This window comes from Roseibium aggregatum, assembly GCF_014692675.1.
Classification (GTDB): domain Bacteria; phylum Pseudomonadota; class Alphaproteobacteria; order Rhizobiales; family Stappiaceae; genus Roseibium; species Roseibium aggregatum_C.
In genome coordinates, this window is the sequence record NZ_JABFCZ010000041.1 from 1 (window position 1) to 24,477 (window position 24,477).

At 63.3% G+C, this 24,477-nt stretch carries 20 protein-coding genes; 9 read left to right on the forward strand and 11 right to left on the reverse strand.

The genetic code is table 11. The features are described 5' to 3' along the window. Positions 1-313 precede the first annotated feature (313 nt). The 5 genes from preA to HK439_RS24880 form a co-directional block, all read right to left on the reverse strand. Positions 314-1,624 (reverse strand): NAD-dependent dihydropyrimidine dehydrogenase subunit PreA, encoded by a 1,311-nt coding sequence (preA, locus tag HK439_RS24860; RefSeq protein WP_190294196.1) that lies wholly within the window; start codon positions 1,622-1,624, stop codon positions 314-316. Between the two features lie 21 nt (positions 1,625-1,645). Next, positions 1,646-2,998 carry an NAD(P)-dependent oxidoreductase gene (locus HK439_RS24865; protein WP_190294197.1) on the reverse strand — a complete coding sequence of 451 codons (1,353 nt, stop codon included), beginning with the start codon at positions 2,996-2,998 and terminating at the stop codon, positions 1,646-1,648. 260 nt (positions 2,999-3,258) lie between these two features. Further along, positions 3,259-4,917, reverse strand: a complete 1,659-nt coding sequence (locus tag HK439_RS24870; RefSeq protein ID WP_190294198.1) for a CRTAC1 family protein — start codon at positions 4,915-4,917, stop codon at positions 3,259-3,261. Further along, positions 4,914-6,332, reverse strand: coding sequence for a di-heme oxidoredictase family protein (locus tag HK439_RS24875; protein WP_190294199.1), 1,419 nt, complete (start codon positions 6,330-6,332; stop codon positions 4,914-4,916). Before HK439_RS24875 ends, HK439_RS24870 begins: the two co-directional genes overlap by 4 nt. After that, positions 6,329-7,585 (reverse strand): ROK family transcriptional regulator, encoded by a 1,257-nt coding sequence (locus tag HK439_RS24880; RefSeq protein ID WP_190294200.1) that lies wholly within the window; start codon positions 7,583-7,585, stop codon positions 6,329-6,331. Before HK439_RS24880 ends, HK439_RS24875 begins: the two co-directional genes overlap by 4 nt. 272 nt (positions 7,586-7,857) lie before the next feature. Here HK439_RS24880 and xylF point away from each other — a divergent pair, with 272 nt between their 5' ends. The 8 genes from xylF to otsA all read left to right on the forward strand — a co-directional run bounded on the left by xylF (position 7,858) and on the right by otsA (position 18,129). Beyond that, positions 7,858-8,889, forward strand: a complete 1,032-nt coding sequence (gene xylF, locus HK439_RS24885) for a D-xylose ABC transporter substrate-binding protein (protein WP_190294201.1) — start codon at positions 7,858-7,860, stop codon at positions 8,887-8,889. Between the two features lie 126 nt (positions 8,890-9,015). Next, the gene (locus HK439_RS24890; RefSeq protein WP_190294202.1) at positions 9,016-10,311 is read left to right on the forward strand and encodes a sugar ABC transporter permease; all 1,296 of its coding nucleotides are present in this window, start codon (positions 9,016-9,018) and stop codon (positions 10,309-10,311) included. Between the two features lie 26 nt (positions 10,312-10,337). After that, positions 10,338-11,105 (forward strand): ATP-binding cassette domain-containing protein, encoded by a 768-nt coding sequence (locus tag HK439_RS24895; protein WP_190294214.1) that lies wholly within the window; start codon positions 10,338-10,340, stop codon positions 11,103-11,105. 110 nt (positions 11,106-11,215) lie between these two features. Then, positions 11,216-12,667: a xylulokinase gene (gene xylB / locus HK439_RS24900; protein WP_190294203.1), complete on the forward strand. Its 1,452-nt coding sequence runs from the start codon at positions 11,216-11,218 to the stop codon at positions 12,665-12,667. 14 nt (positions 12,668-12,681) lie between these two features. Next, complete coding sequence (gene xylA, locus HK439_RS24905) at positions 12,682-14,001, forward strand: xylose isomerase (RefSeq protein WP_190294204.1); 1,320 nt, start codon at positions 12,682-12,684, stop codon at positions 13,999-14,001. A 149-nt stretch (positions 14,002-14,150) separates the two neighbouring features. Then, positions 14,151-14,888 carry a trehalose-phosphatase gene (gene otsB / locus HK439_RS24910; protein WP_190294205.1) on the forward strand — a complete coding sequence of 246 codons (738 nt, stop codon included), beginning with the start codon at positions 14,151-14,153 and terminating at the stop codon, positions 14,886-14,888. A gap of 3 nt (positions 14,889-14,891) precedes the next feature. Further along, positions 14,892-16,700 (forward strand): glycoside hydrolase family 15 protein, encoded by a 1,809-nt coding sequence (locus HK439_RS24915; RefSeq protein WP_190294206.1) that lies wholly within the window; start codon positions 14,892-14,894, stop codon positions 16,698-16,700. Between the two features lie 43 nt (positions 16,701-16,743). After that, complete coding sequence (gene otsA, locus HK439_RS24920; protein ID WP_190294207.1) at positions 16,744-18,129, forward strand: alpha,alpha-trehalose-phosphate synthase (UDP-forming); 1,386 nt, start codon at positions 16,744-16,746, stop codon at positions 18,127-18,129. On the opposite strand, the gene HK439_RS24925 is transcribed toward otsA, so the two are convergent. Beyond that, positions 18,126-18,635, reverse strand: coding sequence for an MmcB family DNA repair protein (locus HK439_RS24925; RefSeq protein WP_190294208.1), 510 nt, complete (start codon positions 18,633-18,635; stop codon positions 18,126-18,128). The genes otsA and HK439_RS24925 overlap by 4 nt on opposite strands. A 339-nt stretch (positions 18,636-18,974) precedes the next feature. On the opposite strand from HK439_RS24925, the gene HK439_RS24930 reads away from it, so the two are divergent. Further along, complete coding sequence (locus HK439_RS24930) at positions 18,975-19,388, forward strand: hypothetical protein (protein WP_209012064.1); 414 nt, start codon at positions 18,975-18,977, stop codon at positions 19,386-19,388. On the opposite strand, the gene HK439_RS24935 is transcribed toward HK439_RS24930, so the two are convergent. The 5 genes from HK439_RS24935 to HK439_RS24955 all read right to left on the reverse strand — a co-directional run bounded on the left by HK439_RS24935 (position 19,366) and on the right by HK439_RS24955 (position 24,143). Continuing rightward, on the reverse strand, positions 19,366-20,451 hold the full coding sequence (locus HK439_RS24935; protein ID WP_190294209.1) for a hypothetical protein: 1,086 nt from the start codon (positions 20,449-20,451) through the stop codon (positions 19,366-19,368). The two genes, HK439_RS24930 and HK439_RS24935, sit on opposite strands and share 23 nt — an antisense overlap. A gap of 117 nt (positions 20,452-20,568) precedes the next feature. Next, positions 20,569-22,260, reverse strand: coding sequence for a bifunctional protein tyrosine phosphatase family protein/NAD(P)/FAD-dependent oxidoreductase (locus HK439_RS24940; RefSeq protein WP_190294210.1), 1,692 nt, complete (start codon positions 22,258-22,260; stop codon positions 20,569-20,571). Positions 22,261-22,303: 43 nt separating this feature from the next. Then, complete coding sequence (locus tag HK439_RS24945) at positions 22,304-23,197, reverse strand: MBL fold metallo-hydrolase (RefSeq protein ID WP_190294211.1); 894 nt, start codon at positions 23,195-23,197, stop codon at positions 22,304-22,306. Between the two features lie 70 nt (positions 23,198-23,267). Then, entirely contained in the window at positions 23,268-23,711 is a 444-nt protein-coding gene (locus HK439_RS24950) for a DUF6691 family protein (protein WP_190294212.1), read from the reverse strand. 3 nt (positions 23,712-23,714) lie between these two features. Beyond that, a complete protein-coding gene (locus HK439_RS24955) occupies positions 23,715-24,143 on the reverse strand; it encodes a YeeE/YedE family protein (RefSeq protein WP_190294213.1) in 429 nt (142 codons plus the stop codon). Between the last annotated feature and the right edge of the window lie 334 nt (positions 24,144-24,477).

Below are 24,477 nucleotides of genomic sequence, written 5' to 3' on the forward strand. Positions count from 1 at the left end.
ATCGGCGGGAACAAGCTGGTCGAGTGTGACCATCTCAAGCGCTGTCTGATCCGGACCGGGTTTCTTCAACATCAAAACAGTGAATCAAAAACCCCCGGCTAACGCCAGGGGTTTGTCAGCAGTCTGAGGGCGCTCTTCTGAGCGCCCTTTTTGTTTGGGCGCCCTTTTTATTCGGGCGACCGTCGGTGACTGTACGGCCGGGCGACCGCAGCGCAAACGTCCGGATGGACAGGAAAAAGCCCTCCTCCCCGTTTGGGGGGAGAAGGGCGGGAGGTGGCCTCAGACACTGGTCCGAAGCCGGTCTTTCGGGAGGTTATTCGGCAGCCTCGACGGCCATCGGATTGTTCGGATGGGTCGTCCAGTTGGCGTAGTTCGGATCGACGGTCTTGCCCGTGCGCGGGTCGGTGCTGCCTGCGGCCATGGGTTCCATGGTGATGCAGTTGTCCACCGGGCAGACGTTGACGCACAGGTTACAGCCGACGCATTCGTCGTCCATCACCTCGAACTTGCGCACGCCGTCGACCATGCTGGTGATCGCCTGGTGCGAGGTGTCCTCGCAGGCGATGTGGCAGCGGCCGCACTTTATGCAAAGGTCCTGATCGATCTTCGCCTTGGCGATGTAGTTGAGGTTGAGATGCTGCCAGTCGGAGCAGTTCGGCACCGCGCGGCCGACAACTTCCGAAACGGAAGAATAACCGGCGGTGTCCATCCAGTCCTTCAGGCCCTCGATCATGTCTTCCACGACCTTGAAGCCATAGGTCATCGCCGCGGTGCAGACCTGGACGTTGCCGGCGCCAAGCGCCATGAACTCGGCCGCGTCGCGCCAGGTGGTTACGCCGCCGATGCCGGAGATCGGCAGGCCGGCAAGCGCCGGATCGCGGGCGATTTCTGCGACCATGTTCAGCGCGATCGGCTTCACCGCCGGGCCGCAATAGCCGCCGTGGGCGCCCTTGCCGTCGATGACCGGGCTCGGGCACATGTTATCCAGATCGACGGAGACGATGGAGTTGATCGTGTTGATCAGCGACACCGCGTCCGCGCCGCCGTCCTTGGCCGCCTGGGCCGGCTTGCGGATGTCGGTGATGTTCGGCGTCAGCTTGACGATCACCGGCATGCGCGTGTGCTTCTTGCACCAGCGGGTGACCATCTCGATGTATTCCGGGACCTGGCCGACCGCGGAGCCCATGCCGCGTTCGCTCATGCCGTGCGGGCAGCCGAAGTTGAGTTCGACGCCGTCGGCTTCCGTGTCCTCGACCTGTTTCAGGATCGCCGCCCAGTTTTCCTCCTCGCAAGGCACCATGAGCGAGACGACCAGCGCCCGGTCCTTCCAGTCGCGCTTGACGCGCTTGATTTCCTGGAGGTTCACCTCCAGCGGCCGGTCGGTGATCAGCTCGATGTTGTTCAGGCCGATGAGCTGCCGGTCCCTGCCGTGAACGGCGCCGTAGCGCGGGCCGTTGACGTTGACGATCGGGTCGCCATCGCCGAGCGTTTTCCAAACGACGCCGCCCCAGCCGGCCTTGAAGGCGCGGACGACGTTGTATTCCTTGTCGGTCGGCGGCGCGGAGGCCAGCCAGAACGGGTTTGGCGACTTGATGCCAACGAATTCGGATCTCAGATCAACCATGACGGGATCTCCAAAAAGAACTTAAGCGGAAAGGGCGCGGTGGATCGCTTCGGCGGCGATCTTGCCGTCTTCCACGGCCGCGACCGTCAGGTCCTCGCCGCCGAGAATGCAGTCGCCGCCGGCCCAGACCCGGTCCAGGGACGTCTTGCGGTGCTCGTCGGCGACGATCCGGCCGTTCCTGATCATGGGCGTGGCGCTCTCCAGGTCGGCCTGAACCAGCGTCTGGCCGACGGCCTTGAACACCATGTCGGCCGGCAGCGCGATGACCTCGCCCGTGCCCTTCAGGGAGCCGTCTTCGGCCTGTTCGGTCTTTTCCAGGGCGATCCCGGTGACATGACCGTTCGCGCCCAGAAGCGCGTTCGGCCGGACCCAGGTCATGATCTTGACCCCGTTGGTCTGCGCCAGATGCTGCTCGTATTCGCTGGCATTCATCCGGTCCTGGCCGCGGCGGTAGGCGATGGTAACGTCTTCCGCACCCAGAAGCTTGGTCTGGACGGCGATGTCGACGGCGGTCATGCCGCCCCCGATCACGACGATCCGGCGACCGACCGGAAGCTTGCCAAGGTCGTCGGCCTGGCGCAGGTCGGCGATATAGTCGACCGCGTCAAGCACGCCGTCCTTGTCCTCGCCGTCAAGGCCAAGCGCATTCACGCCGCCAAGGCCGATGCCGAGAAAGACCGCATCGTAGTCTGCCTGCAGCGCCGTCAGGCTGAGATTGTCGCCGAGGCGCTTGCCGGTTTCCACGCTGATGCCGCCGATGCACAGGATGAAATTGACTTCACGGGCGGCGAAATTGTCGACCGACTTGTAGGAGGCGATGCCGTATTCGTTGAGCCCGCCGAGTTTCGGCCGGGCGTCGAACAGGGTCACGTCATGTCCGTGGACGGCGAGCCGGTGGGCGCAGGAGAGCCCCGCCGGGCCGGCGCCGACGACGGCGATCCTTTTGCCGGTGGGTTCGCCCCGCGTGAACGGCGTTGCCTCGTGGGCGGCCATGAAGTGGTCGGTGGCATAGCGCTGCAGTTCGCCGATCTTCACCGGCTTGCCTTCCGCGTCGTTGCGCACGCAGACCTGCTCGCACAGGGTTTCGGTCGGACAGACGCGGGCGCACATGCCGCCGAGAATGTTCTGCTCGAAGATCGTCTTCGCGGATCCGGTCGGATTGCCGGTCGAGATCTGGCGGATGAATTGCGGGATGTCGATGCTGGTCGGGCAGGCGTTCATGCACGGCGCGTCGTAACAGAAGTAACAACGGTCCGCCTCGACCTGGGCTTCATGCGGATCGAGCAGCGGGTGCAGGTCGCAAAAGTTCTTGTCCAGTGCGTCCTTTGACAGTCGCCCCGCGGCGACGTCTGGCGCGGTAGTAGTCTCGGTCATTCTGATCTCCGGAAGGAGTGGCGATCGTTCAATTTGCCGCCTCTTTCATTGCGTGAAGAGGCTGTCATGGGACATTGGAAAAAAATTTGAACAAATAGTCAAATATTTTCCAAGCCCTTGAAAATATGATATAAAAACTCAGGAAATAACGATGCTATATTTCAATTGCTTATCGCAATTTTGAGCATATGCAAAAAAGTGAGGCAGGCGCGCCAAACGGGCAGTTCCGACTGTCGCCGGCGACCAAAACCGGCCGGTTTCTATTCCGGATACCAGAGCCGCGCCTTATCCGCGCCGCGCTCGATGATCACGTGGGAATTGGCGAAAACCCGGTAGGCGTGGCTCCAGTCGCCGTCCGGCCAGCGGATGCGGACCTGGGCCCGTTCCGAGACACCGAGCCCGAAATGGACGAAGCCGAGCTGGCCCGAGGCGTGGCCGGCGCCGATCTGAACATCGCGCACGACGCTGCGGTTGCCGATTTTCACGCTGATTTTCGCGCCGACGCCGTAGCGATTCGGCTGATGTCTCTCCTGCCGGATCTCGACCGCCAGCCAGTTGCCAAGGGGCCGTGGCTGTTCGGCCGTGCCGGCGCCGACATTTCTGAACAGGCTGACCGGCCCGGCCCGGTTGACCACGACCAGATCCAGAAGGCCGTCCATGTTGAAATCGGCAAGTCCCGCGCCCCGGCCGCGCCGGTTGAGCGCGATCCCGGCGGTGTCGCCCACTTCGACGAATTTCTCGTCCCACTGGCCGAGCAGCAGATCATCCGGGTCGAAGGCGGCGAAATCCGGCATGGCCTCCACGTTGCCCTTGGCGATGAACAGGTCCCAGAGCGTGTCGTTGTTGACGTCCTGGAATTCCGAATGCCAGCCGGTCGAGGGCCTGAGGTCATCGCCCGTATAGGGCCGGTGCGCGGTCGCGCCCCGGTCGAAGGCGATATCGCGGTAGACAGGCACGGTTTCGTCGGCTTCCGCATCCAGCGTCTGCAACTTGGTGTCGCCCATGCTGGTCAGCGCATATTCCGGATAGCCGTCGTCGTTGAGATCGATGGAGGCAATGCCCATGCCCCAGATTTTCAGATGTCGCCAGCCGTCGGCGCGGCGATAGGCCCGCGGCGGCCGTCCGGGCGGAACGGCCCAGAGCTGCTCCTCGCCGCCGCGGTAATACTGGCGGTCGTTGGAAATCCGCAAGGAGGGCTCGCCCGACCGGTTCCAGTCGGTGAACAGCATCGACAGGGCGCAATAACCGGGCGTGAGGCGGGTGGCTTCGTCGTAGCGCAGCTTGTCTGTTCCGTCCGGCCGGAACAGGAAATTGTCGTGGCACGTCCCCCACGGCGAGCCGGGTTTCGACCGGTCGACATAATTGCCAAAGGCGAGGGTCGGATAGGTCTGCCCCTGTTCCCAGACAGCGGAAAAGCCGGTCGTCCATTCCCGTCCGCCGTCAAAGGCGAGCGCCCGATTGGCCTCCTCGAAACGGCAGTCGCCCTTGCCCTTGAGCAGGAGGTTTTCGCCGAGGCGCAGGACGGCGAGGTCGACGATGCCGTCATTGTCGAAATCGAGCGGATAGGCGCCGAGCACCCTAGTGACCTGGCGGTCCGTCAGACCGATGTCGCGTGCCTTGAAGGCGAGCGCGCCGCCGGTCGGGCTCCGGTTTTCGTAGAGCTGCGCCGGGTTCTTGCCGCCGGCGAGGAACATGTCCGGCCTCCGGTCGCCGTTGCAGTCGAAGATGGCCACGCCGCCGCCGACAAAGAACTCCCAGGCGCCGTCATACGTGTGCTCGATTCCGGCCTTTGCGGCCTCTTCGACAAAATGCGGTACAGGCGCCGACGACACCGGGCGCGGCGCGTCTTCTGCCAGGGCTGCCGCAGGAAGCGCGAGCGCGGTGAGCGTCAGGATAAAACGGATCGCATACCGGCTCATTCGGGGATCTCCAGGCTGCGCAGGAAGGCGATCACCGATTGCCGGTCCGTCTCCTCAAGCGCCGTATAGGCCCTGGTCGCCTCCGCCGCTTCGCCGCCATGGGCCTCGATCACCTCGTTGAGAGTGGTGAGATCGCCCCGGTGGCCGTAGGGCGCGGTGGTGCCGACGCCCCAGAGTTCCGACGTCATGAACACGTCGCGGGCGACGAAGCGCTGGCTGAGCAGTTCGTTGCCGAGGGTGTCGCGGGACGCATCGGTGATCTTGTGCCGCTTCAGGTCGCCGAAAAGAGGCACCAGGACCCGGCCCTTGTCGTCTCTCGGCAGCGCCTTGACCCAGTCCAGTTCAGCGAGATCGAGAACAATGGGCTTTGCCACATCCGCGCGGCGCAAGGTGCCGGCACCCTCGAACGGCGACGGGTCCTCGAAACGCAGGCTTTCAAGCGGCAGGGACGGCCGGTGGCACTCGGTGCAGCCGATCTCCGAAAACAGGCTCTCGCCGCGGGTGGCCGCCTTTTGCCAGTCCGCAGGCAGATCCGTCATCCGCCCGGGCGCAGGACGGGTCGCCTGCCAGGCGACAAGGGCGGACACCTGGCCGATGCTCATCTCGTCTGTCACCCCGTCGCCGTCGAAATCGTCGGTTCCGGTCCAGGTCTTGCCGAACCGCTCCTGCGCCTCGATGCCGTGATGGTCGTTCATGGCGTTGACGGTGAACTGGCGGAGCGACGCGAAAACGCCCTTCTGGCCGAAGGGGCGCAGGGTCAGGTCGTCGTCGATCCCCTCCAGCCCGGACACATCGAGAGACCCGTCCGGTTCCGCCCTCAGCTTGCCGAAACCGACGCCCTTGGTTTCAAGCGAGACCGTTACCGGTGTCTTCGTTTCCCGGGCCTTTTGAAGGGCGGCATGGCGCTGGGCCCGCAGGTCTGCCGTCATTTCCCGGCCGAGCAGTTCGATCAGGCCGGCCCCTTCCAGGGCGACCGTGCCGCGTTCGTTGGAAAACTGCGGATCGATGGAATCGAAATCCGCGCTTTCAAAGCCCTCTGAGACGAAGACATTGGCGGTAAAGGCGCCGGAACCCCCGATCCCCGGTTCGTTGTGACAGGACGCGCAGGAATTGGCATCCGGTCCGGCCATGCGCTGAAAGGCAAGGGCGGAAGGACGGCGCCGCTTGGTCGGAACGATCGCCTGCGTCGCCTCCGGACGGCCCGCGCCGTCCTCGGCGACGAATTTCGCCTTGAACAGCTTTTCGCCGAGCGCCACCAGTTCAGGCAGAGGATCCGTGTCGGCGTTCGCAAGCGCGTCGAAATCGAGATCCCCGGTAATGCCCCGTTCCGACCAGGGCGGCATGGCATCGGCAGCAGATCCCTGCACCGGCCAGACGCCGGAAAGAAGGATCAGCGCTGCCAGCCGCCGTTTCATGCCGCTGCCCCCCTGTTTCGGGGAGAGGCGATCTTGCGGGTTTCGGTGCCGAGATAATCCTTGTCGAGACGGTCCATGGCCTGGGCGACGAGGCCCCGGCGGATGAAGTCCTCGTTCCAGGGCATCACGTCGATCTCGTAATTCTGCCTCAGATCCTCGACCAGCGCCTCTTCCAGCCCCCGGTACATGCTGGCTTCCATGAACCGGAAGGCCCGCATGGCGGCACCGGTCAGGACGATGCGTTTCGGATCGAGAATGGCGAGCAGGCGGGCCAGCCCGTAGCCGAGGACACGGCCGGCGCTTGCAAAGGCGGTCAGGGCATCGTTGTCCCCCTGGTCGGCGCGCGCGATCAGCGCGGCCAGCCCGGCCACGCCGGCATTGATTTCCTTCGGATCGGTGGTTTCCGGCAGATGGGTGGCGGCCCGCACCAGCGCGTAGTCGGACAGATAGGCCTCCATGCAGCCCCGTTTCCCGCAGCGGCACAGAGCCCCGCCGGGAATATGGTTGGAATGGCCGAATTCCGCCGCCATGCCGTTTGCGCCTTCGAACAGGCGATTATCGAGATAAAGGCCCATGCCGACGCCGTAGTCGAGCATGACCACCGCGAAGGTGTCGCTGTAGCGCGCCGGGTCGATCCAGTGCAGCGCTTCGGTGATCATGTTGGTGTCGTTGGACAGGATGCATTCCGCATCGAAAGCCTTGGTCAGCGGGGCAACGATGGGAATGTTGCGCCCGGCAAAGGCGGGGCTCCAGACCACCATGCCCGAGCCTTTGTCGACAACGCCCTGGGCTGCCACACCGATTTCACGGATGCTGTCGGGTTGAACCGCGGCTTCCCCGACAAAGGTTTCGATGGTTTCGATCAGAAGCATGGGAAAGCTTGCCGCATCCGCCGATGCGCTGTCGAAGGGAACGCGCTTGTTCAGGAAGGTCTCGCCGGCGAAATTCGCCAGCGACATGTCGATCGCGTTGACCGAAAGCCGGATCGCGACCACGCAGGCTGCATCCGGATTGATCCGCAGCAGCGACCGGGGCCGGCCGCGGGACTGGGGCGCCTTCGGCTCTTCGCTTTCGATGCCTTCGATCAGCCCCTGGGCGAGCAGGTCCGAGGTGATCGCGGTGACCGTCGCCGGGCTCAAGTGCGTAATCTGGCCCAGATCGATCCGCGCAATCGGCCCCTGCCGGCGCAGCGCCTTCAGGATGATGCTTCGATTTTGTCGCCGGATCTGATCCCGGTCCGCTTTCCGTGTCATTCGCTGACAGCTCTTCCCTGACGTGTTTCCTCTTCTGCCGGTTTGTCCGGTCTTGTTTTGCGCAGTCTCGCCAATTTTGCGGCGCAGAACAATGTTTTGCAAAACCATGTTGACAGGAGCGGCGCTTTGGAGCAACTTTTTTTCGGACGTCAAAAAAATAATTATCAGACGTCGCCCGCGTTTCCGCCTCCCGGCGGGAACCTCGCTTTATGGGATGTGAAGCGGCATGGCCGGCATGAATTGAGGCCGTGCCCGACGGAGGAAACACCGCGATGCGTAAGATAAACATTCTTTTGGTTGGCGCACTTATGTCCGCCAGTGCAATTTCTGCTGCACATGCCGCCGATATCGTTGTCGGCGTGAGCTGGTCCAACTTCCAGGAAGAACGCTGGAAGACCGACGAAGCCGCCATCAAGGGCGCTCTTGAAGCCGCCGGTGCCAAGTACATTTCCGCTGATGCGCAGTCGTCTTCTGCCAAGCAGCTTTCGGATGTCGAAGCGCTGATCGCCCAGGGCGCCAACGCGCTGATCATTCTCGCCCAGGATTCCCAGGCGATCGGCCCGGCCGTTCAGGCTGCCGCTGACGAAGGCATTCCGGTGGTCGGTTACGACCGCCTGATCGAGGATCCGCGCGCCTTCTATCTGACCTTCGACAACGTGGAAGTCGGACGCATGCAGGCCCGCGCGGTCTACAAGGTCGCGCCGGAAGGCAACTACGTCATGATCAAGGGCTCGCCGACCGATCCGAACGCAGACTTTCTGCGCGGCGGCCAGCAGGAAGTCCTGCAGCCGGCCATCGACAGCGGCAAGATCAAGATCGTGGGCGAAGCCTATACCGACGGCTGGCTGCCGGCGAACGCTCAGCGCAACATGGAACAGATCCTGACCGCCAACGACAACAAGGTCGATGCGGTTGTCGCCTCCAATGACGGCACCGCCGGCGGTGTTGTTGCGGCTCTCACCGCGCAGGGCATGGAAGGCATTCCGGTGTCCGGCCAGGACGGCGACCACGCCGCCCTGAACCGCGTCGCCAAGGGCACACAGACCGTTTCCGTGTGGAAGGACGCCCGTGAACTCGGCAAGGCCGCCGGCGAAATCGCCGTAGAACTGGCCAGCGGCAAGAAAATGTCGGAAGTCGACGGTGCGGGCGGCTGGACCTCGCCTGCCGGCACGGAGCTGACGGCGCGCTTCCTGAAGCCGGTTCCGATCACCAAGGACAACCTCAATGTCGTGGTGGATGCGGGCTGGATCACCAAGGACGAGCTCTGCCAGGGCGTGACCAACGGCCCGGCTCCCTGCAACTGATCGCATCGAACGAACCGCGCTCCGGCTTTCCGCCGGGGCGCGAACGTGGTTTGATTGTATTACGCACGCCGATGGGGATGGACGCCCCGGCGACTGAGCGGCTGGTCTCCAAGTGGGAGGAAACCGATGTCCGATACCGCCGTGTCCGGGCCCAAGGCCCCGGCTGCACGCAGCTTCTTTTCCGCCCTTCAGCTCGATACGCGCCTTTTGGGGATGATCGGCGCCTTCATCGTGTTGTGCCTGGTGTTCAATTTCGTCACCGACGGCCGGTTCCTGACGCCCCGGAACATCTTCAACCTGTCGATCCAGACCGTCTCGGTCGCGATCATGGCGACGGGCATGGTGTTCGTCATCGTGACGCGCAACATCGACCTGTCGGTCGGCTCGTTGCTGGCGACCTGTTCGGCAATGATGGCGATGACACAGACGATCGTGACGCCGGAATGGCTGGGCCTGGGCCTCAATCATCCGGCAACCGCGCCGATCGCGATGGCTGTCGGCCTGGCGACGGGTCTAGTCATCGGCATCTTCAACGGCTGGATGATCGGCTATCTCGGCATTCCGGCCTTTATCGTGACCCTGGGCGGTCTTCTGGTCTGGCGCAACGTCGCCTGGTACGTGACCAACGGCCAGACGATCGGTCCGCTCGATGAAAATTTCCAGCTGTTCGGCGGCATCAACGGAACGCTGGGCGCAACGGCAAGCTGGGTCGTCGGTGGTCTTGCGGTTCTGGCGGCCTTTTACGTCCTCTGGCAGTCGAGACGCGCCAAGATCAAGCATGAATTTCCGGTCAAGCCGGTCTGGGCCGAGTTCGTGATCGGCGCCATCATCACGGTGGCGATCCTCGGCTTCGTGGCCATCCTGAATTCCTATGAAATTCCCGGCCCGCGCCTTGAGCGCATGTTCGAGGCGAACGACGAAACCATGCCTGCCGGCTACACGGCGGCCTACGGACTTCCCGTCTCGGTTCTGCTGCTGATCGCGGTCGCCGTCGTCATGACGCTGATCGCGCAGCGCACCCGGCTGGGCCGCTATATTTTCGCCACCGGCGGCAACCCGGATGCGGCGGAACTGTCGGGCATCAACACCCGGTTCCTGACGGTCAAGGTGTTTGCCATCATGGGCGTTCTCTGCGCGATTTCGGCAATCGTCGCCTCCTCGCGCCAGACGTTCCATTCCAACGATATCGGCACGCTGGACGAGCTGCGCGTGATCGCGGCGGCCGTCATTGGCGGCACGGCCCTTTCCGGCGGTATCGGCACGATCTACGGCGCCATTCTGGGTGCCCTGATCATGCAGTCGCTGCAGTCGGGCATGGCCATGGTCGGCGTCGATGCCCCGCTGCAGAACATCGTGGTCGGCATCGTTCTGGTCGTCGCCGTTCTCGTCGACATCATCTACCGCAAACGCACGGGAGACTGATCGAAATGACAACTCCCCTTGTTGAAATGAAGGAAATCAGCATCGCCTTCGGCGGTGTGCATGCGGTCGATCACGCCTCCGTGGACCTCTACCCCGGCGAAGTGGTCGGTCTGCTCGGCCACAACGGCGCCGGCAAGTCCACCCTGATCAAGTGCCTCTCCGGCGCCTACAGGGCCGACAGCGGCGAGATCCGCATCAACGGCGATCGCGTTCAAATTCACAGTCCGCGCGATGCCCGCAAGTACAACATCGAGACCATCTACCAGACCCTGGCTCTGGCGGACAATCTCGATGCGGCGTCCAATCTGTTCCTCGGCCGCGAGCTGGTCACGCCGCTCGGCTTCGTCGACGACGATGCCATGGAAGCCGAAACCCGCAAGATCATGGGCCGGCTCAACCCGAACTTCAGGAAGTTCAAGGCGCCGGTGAAGGCGCTGTCGGGCGGGCAGCGCCAGTCGGTCGCCATCGCCAGGGCGGTCTATTTCAACGCCCGCATCCTGATCATGGACGAGCCGACCGCCGCCCTCGGGGTGCAGGAAACCGCCATGGTGACGGAACTGATCCACGAGCTGAAGAAGCAGGGCCTGGGCATCTTCCTGATCGACCATGACATTCACTCGGTGATGCAGACCTGCGATCGCGCCGCTGTCATGAAAAACGGCAAGGTGGTTGGGACCGTGAAGATCGATCAGGTGACCGAGGACGACCTTCTGGGAATGATCATTCTCGGGAAATGTCCCCCGGGCGCGATCCCCGGACCGGGTGCGATCAATCCGGAGATTGCTGCCGCCTGAAATCAGGTCACGGCGGTTTCCGAAAGGAATCGCCGGTGATAATTCCCTCCATCGTGCCGGCTTTCCGGTCGGCGCGGTTCTCTTTTGCCTTTCTTTGAGGTGCGTCCCTCATGTTTGTCGGTCTCGACATTGGAACAAGTTCGGTCAAGGCCGTCCTGCTGGATGAAAACCAGTCGCATATCGGCTCGGCCACCTCCGGCCTGAGCGTGGAGCGGCCGCATCCGTCCTGGTCCGAACAGGATCCGGGCAGCTGGTGGACCGCCTGCGAGACGGTGATGGACGACCTGGCCGCCCGGTTTCCGGCCGAAATAGCCGGGGTCCGCGGCATCGGCCTTTCCGGTCACATGCACGGGGCCACGCTGCTGGGTGCCGACGACCGCCCGCTTCGCCCCTGCATCCTGTGGAACGACGGCCGGTCCGCGAAACAATGCGAGGAGCTGGAGCGGATCGAGCCCAAATTTCTGACCCTCGGCGGCAACCGGGTCATGCCCGGCTTCACCGCGCCCAAGCTGCAGTGGGTGCGCGAGAACGAGCCGGATATCTTCGCGAAGGTGGCGAAGGTTCTGCTGCCGAAGGACTACGTTCGCCTCAAGCTGACCGGCGATCATGTCGGCGACATGTCCGACAGCGCCGGTACCTTGTGGCTCGATGTGGCCGCCCGCGACTGGTCGGACGACCTGCTGGCGGCCACCGGTCTTTCGCGGGAACACATGCCGCGGCTGGTTGAGGGCTCGGAAAGTTCCGGGCAATTGCGCAAGGCGCTCTGCGACCGCTGGGGCATGGCCTCGGCCCCGGTCGTGGCCGGTGGCGGGGGCGACAATGCCGCGTCCGCCTGCGGCGTCGGCGCGGTCGAACCCGGCTCGGCCTTTGTCTCGCTTGGAACGTCGGGCGTCCTCTTCGTCACCAACGACCGGTTCTCGCCCAACGTGGAAAGCGCCGTCCATGCCTTCTGCCATGCCGTTCCCGACACCTGGCACCAGATGGGCGTGATCCTGTCGGCGACCGACAGCCTGAACTGGCTGGCCCGGACCTTAGGCGAGGAACCGGAGAGCCTGATCGGGGCGCTGGGCGCTGTGTCCGGTCCGTCCGACGTGATGTTCCTGCCCTATCTCGGCGGCGAGCGCACGCCCCATAACGACGTCAAGATCCGGGCAGGCTTTGTCGGGGTCGGCCACGAGACCGACAAATGCGCGCTGACCCACGCGGTGCTCGACGGCGTCGCCTTTGCCCTGAAGGACTGCATGGAGGCCCTGAGCGCGGCGGGGACAAAGGTCAGCCGCGTCACCGCGGTCGGCGGCGGCTCGCGCTCGACCGTGTGGCTGGAAATCATCGCCACCCTTCTGGACGTGATCATCGACGTGCCCGCCGACGGCGATTTCGGCGCCTCCCTGGGCGCGGCCCGCCTCGGCCAGGCGGCGGCGGAAGGAAGGACGAGCGGCGTGTTCACACCGCCGCCCATGCACCTGCAGATCGAGCCCCGGCACGACATTCAGGACGATTACCGGGAAGCCTACCAGCGTTGGCGGTCCCTTTACCCTGCTTTGAAGCAGGCTGGCTTTTAAGGAGTAGATTGAAAATGAGCACCGGATTTTTCGGCGATCTCGAACCGATCCGTTACACCGGCCCCGAAAGCACCGATCCGCTCGGCTACCGCTTCTACAACAAGGATGAAGTGGTTCTCGGCAAGCGCATGGAAGACCATCTGCGCCTCGCCGTCTGCTACTGGCACAGCTTCTGCTGGCCGGGCACCGATCCCTTCGGCGGGGATACCTTTCAACGCGCCTGGATGGCGGCGGACGGCGACCCGATGGCGCAGGCGCGCCTGAAGGCCGATGTCGCCTTCGAGATGTTCGAGATCCTCGACATGCCGTTTTTCACCTTCCACGACCGCGACATTGCGCCGGAAGGGGCGACGCTGGCCGAAAGCAACGCCAACGTGAACGCCATTGCCGACATCTTCGAAGACAAGATGGCGGCGTCCGGCATGAAGCTGCTGTGGGGCACGGCGAACCTCTTCTCCAACCGGCGCTACATGGGCGGCGCCGCGACCAATCCGGACCCGGACGTCTTCGCCTATGCCGCTGCGCAGGTGAAGAACGTCATGGACGCCACCCACAGGCTGAAGGGCGAGAACTACGTGCTGTGGGGCGGCCGCGAAGGCTATGAAACCCTGCTCAACACCGATCTCTCCCGCGAGCTGGATCAGCTCGGCCGCTTCCTGTCCATGGTCGTCGACTACAAGCACAAGATCGGCTTTACCGGCACGATCCTGATCGAACCCAAGCCGCAGGAGCCGACCAAGCACCAGTACGACTACGACGTCGCCACCGTCTTCGGTTTTCTCAAGCGCTATGGCCTGGAGAACGAGGTGAAGGTCAATATCGAGCAGGGGCACGCGATCCTCGCCGGCCATTCCTTCGAGCACGAGCTGGCGCTTGCCGGTGCGCTCGGCATCTTCGGCTCCGTCGACATGAACCGGAACGACTACCAGTCCGGCTGGGACACGGACCAGTTCGCCATGAACGTTCCGGAACTGGCGCTCGCCTATTACGAGACCCTCAAGGCGGGCGGCTTTACCACCGGCGGCACCAACTTCGACGCCAAGCTGCGCCGCCAGTCGATCGATCCGGTCGATCTGATCCAGGCCCATGTGGGTTCTGCAGACGCGATTGCGCGTGGGCTGAAAGCGGCTGCCCGGATGCTGGAAGACGGTCGTCTGAAGGCCCATGTCGACAGCCGCTATGCCGGCTGGGACAAGCCGGAAAACGCCGCGATCCTGAAGGGCGAAAGCTCGCTGGAAGCACTGGCGGAGCGGGTTCACGGAGACAGTCTGGAGCCGCAGCCGAAATCCGGCCGCCAGGAATACCTGGAAAGCCTGGTCAATCTCTACGTCTGAAAATCCGCCGTGCGCATGGCCTTGTGCGCACGGCTTTTTATCGGCCGTGACCCGCCTAAAGCCCGTCTGCCACAAGTTTGTGCTCGGTTTGCGCCGAAAATCGGCAGCGTCACCTTTTCACCGCCATGCTCTCCACCTAAGAAGGAGACATGAAGGAATTGCCGCCGATCGGGCCGAATGAGGCTCTCTTTCTCGATTTCGACGGGACACTGGTCGATTTGGCACCGCGTCCGGAAGATGTCCGGGTGTCGGATGACCTCATCGTCGCCCTTTCCCGCCTGCAGGATCGCCTCAAGGGAGCCCTGGCCGTTGTCTCGGGCCGGCCGATTTCCCAGATCGACAGGTTTCTTGCGCCCCTGCACCTTCCCGCCGCCGGACTTCACGGGCTGGAACACCGCCATACCGTCGATGCCGATATCGTGCGGACGAAACCCGGTCCGGAAATCCGGGCTCTGAAAGGCGTCGTGCGCAATTCCGGGCTCCTGGAAAAAGGGGTTTTTCTGGAAGACAAGGGCGCCACGGTCGCCCTTCACTACCGGTCCGTTCCGGCCATGGAAGAGGCGGTGGTCAGGCTCGTGAGCGAAGCCCTCGAGGCGCTTCCGGCCCTTCATATCATCCGGGGCAAAATGGTGGTCGAGGTCAAGCCTTTCGCCAGCGACAAGGGCAGTGCGGTCCGCTCCTTTCTCGAACATGAGCCGTTCAAAGGCCGTAAGCCTATCTTTATCGGTGATGATGTAACCGATGAAGACGGCATAGCGGCCGCCCAGGACGCCGGCGGGATCGGCATCAAGGTGGGCGACGGCGAAACCTGCGCGCGCTATCGGCTGAGCGACGTGGCCGCGGTGCATGACTGGCTAGCAGGTAGAACGACAGTCACGGAGACCTGAGCGATGGTTTGGACACCGCCTGTAAGACTTTCTCCCTCGCTCGATCTGGCAATGATCGGCAACTGTTCCTTTGCGGGACTGATCGACAGGATGGGGTCGGTGGTCTGGTGCTGCCTGCCGCGGTTCGACGGCGACCCGGTGTTTCACAGTCTTCTCGGCACCCGCGGCGAAGAGGGCGACGGCGAATTCACCATCGAGCTGAACGGCGCGGTCCGGTCCGAACAGGAATATGTGCCCAACACCGCGATCGTGAAGACACGCCTGTTCGACGGCCAGGGCAATGCCATCGAAATCACCGACTTCGCCCCGCGTTTTACCCGCAAGGGCCGCACGTTCCGTCCCAACAGCATCGTGCGCCGTGTCCGGCCGCTGTCGGGCCATCCGCGCATCAAGGTTCGCTGCCGACCGCGGTTTGCCTGGGGCAAGCGCGTGCCCGACATGACCTTCGGCTCCAATCATATCCGCTGGGTCGGCGATGGTACGACCCTGCGCATGACCACCAATGCCTCCGTCACCTATATCCGCGAGGAAACGCCGTTCCTGGTCGACGGCCCGTTGTCGTTCTATCTCGGCCCCGACGAATCGCTGACCGAGCATCCGGAATGGCTGTGCCGGGATTTCGAGGAAAACACGGAACGGTACTGGCGCCGCTGGACGCGCCGGCTCGGGCTGCCGCTGGAATACCAGGAAGCGGTCATCCGGGCGGCGATCACGCTGAAGCTGTGCACCTATGAGGAAACCGGCGCGATCATTGCGGCGGCGACCACCTCCATTCCCGAAGCCGACAACACCGAACGCAACTGGGACTACCGCTACTGCTGGCTGCGCGATGCCTTTTTCGTGATCCGCGCGCTGAATTCCCTCTCCGAAATGGAGACGATGGAAAACTACCTGCGCTATCTGAACAATATCGCGGCGGTCACCAACGGCGGTCATGTCCAGCCGCTGTTCGGCATCGGCCTGGAAGAAAAGCTGGTCGAGGAATTCGTCGATCTTCCCGGCTATCGGGGCAACGGTCCGGTGCGGATCGGCAACCAGGCCTATGAGCATTTCCAGCATGATGTCTACGGCAACATCGTGCTCGGGGCGGCACAAGCCTATTTCGACAAGCGTCTGCTGCACCAGCCGGGCCTGGAGGATTTCCGGCGGCTGGAACAGGTGGGCGAACGCGCCTTCGCCATGTACGACCAGCCGGATGCCGGCATGTGGGAACTGCGCACGCGCGCAAGGGTGCACACGTCGTCGGCGCTCATGTGCTGGGCGGCCTGCGACCGGCTGGGCAAGATTGCCCACCGCTTCGGGCTGGAGGAACGAACGGCCTATTGGCACGACCGCGCCAGGACCATCCATCAGGCCATTTGCGAACGCGGCTGGAACAAGGAGCGCGGCGCCTTCGTGGAAAGTTTCGAAGGCTCCGATCTCGATGCGGGACTGCTGCTGATGGCGGAGGTCGGCTTTCTGCCTGCCAACGATCCGAGGTTCATCGCCACGGTCGACAAGATCGGCGCGAACCTGCGCCACGGCAATCATCTGTTCCGCTATCATGCCGCCGACGATTTCGGCGCGCCGGAAAATGCCTTCAACATCTGCACTTTCTGGTACATTGACGCGCTTGCGCGGATCGGCCGCAAGGATGAGGCGCGCGAAATCTACGAGACGATGCTCTCCTGCCGGAACCATGTCGGACTGTTGTCGGAGGACACGACGCCCGCGACAGGCGAATTGTGGGGCAATTTCCCGCAAACCTATTCGATGGTCGGCATCATCAACGGGGCGATGCGTCTGAGCGCTGGTTGGGAAAGCGTCACCTGATCCGCCTTTCCGGCGGAGTGGAACGAACAAACTGGAGGACCAAATGGGACGGCTCGTCGTCGTATCGAACCGCGTGGGACCGCTGAAGGATACCGGACGGGCCGGCGGACTGGCCGTGGCTCTCGTCGATGCGCTGACGAAAACCGGCGGCATCTGGTTCGGCTGGAGCGGCGAGGTTTCTGAAGAAGGCACCTTCGGCCAGTTGCAGACGCAAAAATCGAAATCGGTCCAGATGGTGCAGGTCGACATGACCCAGGCCGACTACGATGCCTTCTATGCCGGTTATGCCAACCGCACCTTGTGGCCGGTCCTGCATTACCGGCTCGACCTGGCGGATTTCGACCGGCGCTTCGAACAGGGCTACCGCCATGTCAACGACCGGTTCGCGACCCGGCTCAGGCCGATGCTCAAGCCGGACGACATCGTCTGGGTCCACGACTACCATTTCCTGACCATGGCCTCCAATCTCAGGGTGATGGAGGTGACCAACCCGATCGCGTTTTTCCTGCATATCCCTTTTCCTGCGCCGGAAATCCTGGCGGCCCTGCCCAATGCCGGATCCATCGTCCGCGCCATGCTCGCCTATGACCTGATCGGCTTCCAGACCAGACGGGATGCAAGCAATTTCCGCCGTTTCGTCCGTGAGGAACTCGGCGGGGTCGATCTGGGGGACGGCCGGATGAAGGTCGGCAGCCGTGAAGTGATTGCACGCGCCTACCCGATCGGCATCGATGCCGAAGCCTTTTCCAAATTCGCCATGTCGCCGGATGCGCGGCGCAATATCTCACGGCTGGAAAAGCTGCTGGGCGGCCGCCAGCAGATCATCGGGGTCGACCGGATCGACTATTCAAAGGGCCTGCCGGAACGGTTCAAGGCGTTCGAGCGCCTGCTGGAAGACTATCCGGAAAACCGCGGGCGCGTGTCCCTGATGCAGGTCGCGCCGCCGTCGCGCGCGGAACTCGACGCCTATATCGACATTCGCCGCGAACTGGATGAACTGACCGGCCATGTGAACGGCAAGTTCGCAGAACTCGACTGGACGCCGATCCGGTTCATGACCAGGTCCTTCCCGCGCCGGGCGCTTGCCGGCATCTACCGGGCAAGCCGCGTCGGCCTGGTCACGCCCCTGCGCGACGGAATGAACCTGGTCGCCAAGGAATATGTCGCGGCTCAGCGCGCCGAAGATCCGGGCGTTCTCGTCCTGTCCCGCTTTGCAGGCGCTGCCGAGGAAATGCAGGAAGCGATGATCGTCAATCCGCATTCGGCGGAAGAGGTCGCAGCCGCCCTGCAGACCGCGATCACCATGCCCCTGGAAGAACGGCGCGATCGCTGGCAGGCCATGTTCGACCGCCTGTGCGCGAACGATGCGGTGGCCTGGTCGGGCAAGATCATGGCCGATGTTCAGGCCATCAAGCGCAACGGGCGTTAGATCCCCCGGTAGAACCGCTTGCCGTCCGGGTCGCTCAGGTCGTGCAGCCGCTGGGCGGCGTTTCTGGCAAAGCGCAGGGTGACGGCCTTTCGGGTGGCGGACGCAACCTTGTGCTCCGGCGCCTCACGAATGATTTCCGCGCCGAACCCGTCCGACAGGATCAGCCCGGCGTCTTCCGGGAAGATGTCGAGCGGCACATCCGGATGGGTGGCGAAAAACAGCCGGTCGCAATGCTGACGGTAATCGGGCCACTTGGTATCGGCCCTGAAATCGGCAATGGAAGACTTCACCTCGATGATCCAGAGTTCCTGTTTGGGGCCGAGCGCGAGCAGGTCGGCGCGCCGCCCGGAGGCGAGCGTGACTTCCGGCAGACAGGCGTAGTCCATGATCCGCAGCAGCCGTGCCGTCCCGCGCCAGACTTTCAAGGCCGTCTCAGACTGCCGCCCGTCCGTTAACGGATCGTCGAGCAGGATGCGGTTGGCGCGTGGACCGGTTTCCTCATTCATACAGGGAATGTTCCTCATTTGTTCGATTTGATCAAGGCCGAGACGTAAAGTTCCTAATGCGAGCGGTCGGATTTTCCGGGTTTTGCTAATAAATTTGGCAATTTTCTGGAGGCAACGGCGTCCTGCGTGATGCAAATGTCACGGTCATTCTCAAGAATTCGTCATTTAACCAGCTTGTGCATTGCCGTGACGCTCGGATCGCCACTAGGTTATCCGGAACTTCATATGAGCTTTGGCATAGGAGGCTGCTAGGTGCTCATCCGGACGGTTGCCGTCTTTTGCCTTGGGGTTTCTGCCCTCGCGGCTGCAGTGCTCTGCGCTCATGCGGCAAAGGGGGATATGCAGGTTGCTGTCCAGCGGGCGTCGCCGATCCTGGAAGGCCGGATTCTCGATCTGACATTTGCCGGTTTCGCGCAAGGGGTCTGGACGCGGGAAAAAAGTGACTGTGACGGCCTGACCACCGTCGACCGGGGCAGGCCGGGTGCGGTGATCGCGATTTTCCGCAGCCTGATGGAGACACCGGAAGAGATCTGTCAGGTCTACGGCGCGGAAAAGGCAGGCACGGATTCCCAGAGGGCCGCCATGAATTGCCGCCAGTGGAGCGGTGCCGAAACGCTCGGTCTGATCACGATCAGCCAACGCGGTTCTTCCGAGATTTCCGTTCAGGACGGCGAGCGTCCGCCGGTTCATTTCCGGTTTTGCCGCGCCATCATACCGCTGCTGCAGCCCCTCAGTCAGCAGGCCGGCCGGTAACGCCGCCGCCTGGCAGCACAACATCCAGACCTTTGGCCAGGTCCGCCATCCGGGTATCGACCGGGAACCTTTCGCAGGTGCGCTTAAGAAGATCCCGCGCGTCCTGCGCGCCGCCGCTTGCAATCAGGCATTCGACCCGGCGCAGCGGCATTTCCTTGCGCCAGCGCTTCGGCAGCGTCCAGAGAACGGCATCTGTCTCCACCAGATCTTCGGCCTGGCTGAGGAAGGCGATCGCCCCGGAAAAGTCGCCCGAGGACGCTGCGGCTTCCGCCGCGAGCCGGATCATGCCGGGATTTTCCGCAAATCCTGTCAGGCCGGTGACATCGTCCGGACGGATCGCCTCCCCGGCCGCCAGCCGTTCTGCCAACAGGCCGAAAGCTTTAAGGTCTTTCATGTCCGCCGCTGCAAGCAGGCCTTTCGAGGCGAGTTCCGTTTCGGGATCGCGCGAGAAGGTGGTGATGATCCTGCGGATCAGATTGAGGCTGTAGAGGTGGTCGTGGCTCGCGTGGCACGAGCGCAGCAGATGGAGCTGCGCCTCCGGCAGCAAATGCGCCGCGGCGGCCGCATTGATGGCATCGACCGGGTCATAGACGCCGAAATAAAGATGGACGGGAAAGGCGTAGCTTTGCGAGGCCTGTTGAAAATCGAACAGGCGCGGATCGTCGGCGGCAGTGCCGTAGTCCCGGCTCTGGCTGCCGGGATATCCGGCCCTGAGTTCCGGGCCGAAGGCGTGGATGGCACCGTCCCGGCGGGTGAGCCCCGTCACCAGGGCGCCGTAGCCGCCCATGGACGACCCGTAATAGATGACCCTGGTTGCACCGGTTTGGGTGAGCGCCTCGTCGACGGCCGACTGGATGCCGCTCTCAAGCCCCAGATACCAGCCGTTTGCGGTGTCGTTCAAAAACAGGCAGGCATGCCGGGTACGGGCAAACAGGCGCTCCAGGCCGAATTTTCCGGCCGGAACCCGCACCTGTGAAAACACGACCACCAGCGTGTCGCCGGAGCCGGCGGCAAGCCGGTGCTGCAGGCGGTATCGAGGGTCAGTTTCAGAAGGGGCGGTCATTTGGCGGACACTGGAGCCAAACCGCTGTTTCCGCAAGCGTGCGGGACCCCTCATCCTGTTGAACAGGGCGCGCGGGCCGGACGTCCGGCCCGCGGAAAGCACAGAGATCGGTGCGGATCAGGCCGCCGTCACCTTTTCCGGTTTGGCCATCCATTCCTTGCCGCGCAGCATCGCCTTCCAGTAGATCGGGGGCAGGATGCGCTCCTTGAGGAGCCAGGCGGTGTGGCTCGGCTTGGTGCCGTCGATCAGCCAGCGCGGGAAGCTCGGCAGGAGCGCGCCGCCGTAGCCGAACTCGGCGAGCACGATCTTGCCCTTTTCCACGGTCAGCGGGCAGGAGCCGTAGCCGTCGTACTGGGCGACCGCGCTGTGGCCGTCGATGTCGGAGACGATGTTCTCGGCAACCACAGGCGCCTGCTTGCGGGCCGCCGCGGCCGTCTTGGCGTTCGGCGCGTTCATCACGTCGCCGAGCGACCAGATGTTGTCGAACGTTTTGTGGCGCAGGGTCGCCTGGTCCACGTCGACCCAGCCGGCCGCATCCGCCAGCGGCGAGACCCGGACGAAATCGGGTGCCGTCTGCGGCGGGGTCACGTGGATCATGTCGAACTCGACTTCCACCCGGCGGGCGTCCTTCTCCGGCTCCCCCTTTTCAGGCGCAGTGACCTCGAAGGTGGCCTTTTTCGCCTGGCCGTCGATGGCCACCAGATTGTGGAAGTAGTTCAGGTTGGCGTTGTAGCGCTCGATGTATTTCATCAGGGCAGGCACATAGTCCTTCACCCCGAACAGAACGCCGCCGGCATTCATGAACTGAATGTCGATGTTGCCGATGGTGCCTGACCGGGTCCAGTGATCGGCGGACAGGTAAAGCGCCTTCTGCGGCGCCCCGGCGCATTTGATTGGCATGGGCGGCTGGGTGAACAGCGCCCGGCCCTCTCTCATGTTCTGCACCAGTTTCCAGGTGTAGGGCGCCAGGTCGTAGCGGTAGTTCGAGGTCACGCCGTTGCGGCCGAGCGTATCCACAAGCCCGTCGACCTTGTGCCAGTCGAGTTTCAGGCCCGGGCACACCACCAGCCGGTCGTATTTGACCACCCGGCAGCCGTCGAGGACGACCGCATTGTCCTTCGGTTCGAAAGCGGCGACCGCCGACTTGATCCAGTGAACGCCTGCGGGAATGAGCGAAGCCATCGTCTTGGCGGTTTCCGGCGCCTGGAAGATGCCGCCGCCCACCATGGTCCAGCCGGGCTGGTAATAATGGACGTCGGCCGGATCGATGATGGCGATGTTGAGGCCGTGCTTGCGCGACGCCAGGCTGGAGGCGACCGAGATACCTGCCGCTCCGCCGCCGACGATGACCACGTCGAAGCGCGCGTCTTCGGCGGTTTCGGTCGGCGTCCTGCCGCCGTTGACGATGCGCCGGACCACGCCGGCCATGTCGTAGCCGGCCTTCTTGGCGCTCGCCAGGATGTCGGCAACGGGCAGGCTGCCGGCCTGGGACAGGGACCACAGGGTCGCCGAGCGGGTTCCCGTCCGGCAATAGGCGAAGACCGGTTTCGGCAATTCATCGAACGCGGCCTTGAAGGCTTTTGCGTCTTCGTCGCGCACCTTGCCGGAGACGACCGGCAGGTAGCGGGCCTCAAGCCCGGCTTTCTTCGCCGCCGCCTCGACTTCCTCGAACGTCGGCTGATCGGCGCCTTCGCCATCCGGCCGATTGCAGATCACCGACCGGAAGCCGAGCATTGCAAGCTCATGCACGTCGTTGGGCGCGATCTGCGGACTGACCGACAGTTGCTCGTTAATCGCCCTGGGTTCCATATGGACCTCCCCCATCCCTGTTATTGTTGGTTTGCTTGTATTCTCAGAGCCCGTTCACGGGCACTTTCAGGAACCGCTTGCCGGTTTCGTCCGCCGGCGGCAACTTGCCGGCGCGCATGTTGACCTGCAGCGACGGAATGATCAGCTTCGGCATGTCCAGTTCGGCATCGCGTTCGGTTCGGAACTTGATGAATTCCTCGCGGGTCTTGCCGCCGCCGACGTGGATGTTGTGCTTCTTCTCGTCGCCGACGGTGGTTTCCCACTTGATGTCGCGGCCGTTCGGACCGTAGTCGTGGCACATGAACAGGCGCATGTCGTCCGGCAGGGACAGAACCTTCTGGATGGAATCGTAGAGCGTGCCGGCATCGCCGCCGGGGAAGTCGGCACGGGCCGATCCGCCGTCCGGCATGAACAGCGTGTCGCCGACGAACGCCGCAGCGCCTATCACATGCACCATGCAGGCCGGAGTGTGGCCCGGCGTGTACATGGCAAAACCCGTCATCCCGCCGATCTTGTAGGTGTCGCCGTCCGCAAACAGCCGGTCGAACTGGCTGCCGTCGCGCTGGAATTCGGTGCCTTCGTTGAAGACCTTGCCGAAGGTGTCCTGAACGACGGTGATCTTGTCGCCGATGCCGAGCTGGCCGCCCAGCTTGCCCTGGATGTAAGGCGCCGCAGACAGGTGATCCGCGTGCACATGGGTCTCGATCAGCCATTCCAGCTTGAGACCGTTCTGCTCGATATAGGCGATGATCTCGTCTGCATGATCATAGGTGATCCGGCCGGCGGCATAGTCGATGTCCATCACGCTGTCGACGACGGCGCAGGCGCTGCTCGCAGGGTCCTTGACCACATAGCTGATCGTGTTCGTCGCCGGGTCGAAGAAGGCTTTGACGTCGGGTTTGACCGACATGTCGACCGGATAATCATCAGTACTCATTCTGGTCTCCCTAGAGCGTTATGGCGGCCGGTGTTCCGGCCGTTGTGGTTTATTATCGGACAGGCCGATGTCAGGTAGAAGAGGCTGCCGTCTGGCGGACACGAATTCCGGTGACCACGCGCAGGCTGATCATTCCGGCCAGGATTGCCGCTGCCGTGATGAGCGGTCCGGAAACCCCGAGGCCGAGGGCCGGGACAAGCCCGCCCGGACAAAAACCGCTCAGGCCCCAGCCGATGCCGAAAACCGCGGACCCGCCAACGAGTTTCATGTCGACGTCCTTGCGGGTCGGCACGTGAAAGACGGACGAAAGAACCGGGGCGGGCATGCGGAACACGAACCGGTAACCGATGGCGGCAACGATCAGCGCACCGCCCATGACGAAGATCAGGCTTGGGTCCCAGGTGCCGAAGATATCGAAGAAGTTCAGGACCTTGGCCGGATCTGCCATGCCGGACAGAAGAATGCCGACGCCGAACACGAGCCCGATCGCGAATGCGGAAAGGATTTTCAGCATGGGTCAGCCTCCGATCACGTGACGCATGACATAGACCGTGATCAGGCCGGTTGCCATGAAGGTCAGGGTGGCGACGATCGAGCGCACCGACAGGCGCGACATGCCGCAAACGCCATGGCCGCTGGTGCAGCCGGACCCGAGCGATGCGCCGATGCCGACCAGGAAGCCGCCGATGACGAGGAAGACCGGTTCGGCCGGAACGGTGATTTGCGGCATTTTCCCGGTGGCAAGGAGGATGGCCAGAGGACTTGCAACCATGCCTGCGATGAAGGCGGCCCGCCACGCCCAATCGCTCGTTGCCGGCCGTGCGAGGAGGCCGCTGACAATGCCGTTGATTCCGGCAATGCGTCCGTGAAAAGCCATGAGCGCCACCGTGGCCAGCCCGATGATCGTGCCGCCGATCAGCGACAGCACGGGGGTGAATTCAGTCATGAGAGAGCCCGTCCTTATATTCAACAAAGCGAATATAGGGGTTTCTTGCGGGAAGATTCAAGCCTGATTCCCCGCTTTGTCGTACGTTGCGGCAGTTTGAAAACGCGCCGGGTTCCCGGCGACGCAGGGTTACCCTCGCAAATCGTGTCGGTGCTGGTATTCCGGTCGAATGCGGACCATGCTGATAAGGTCGATTTGGCTAATGTGATTATGGGATGGCCCGCCCCTCTCCGGAGCGATCCGATAGGATTGCTCTGTATTTGAGGTAGAGAGGAACGGACCGATGTCGATTTTTGTACTTGGAATTGATCTTGGCAAGAACGTGTGCAGCCTG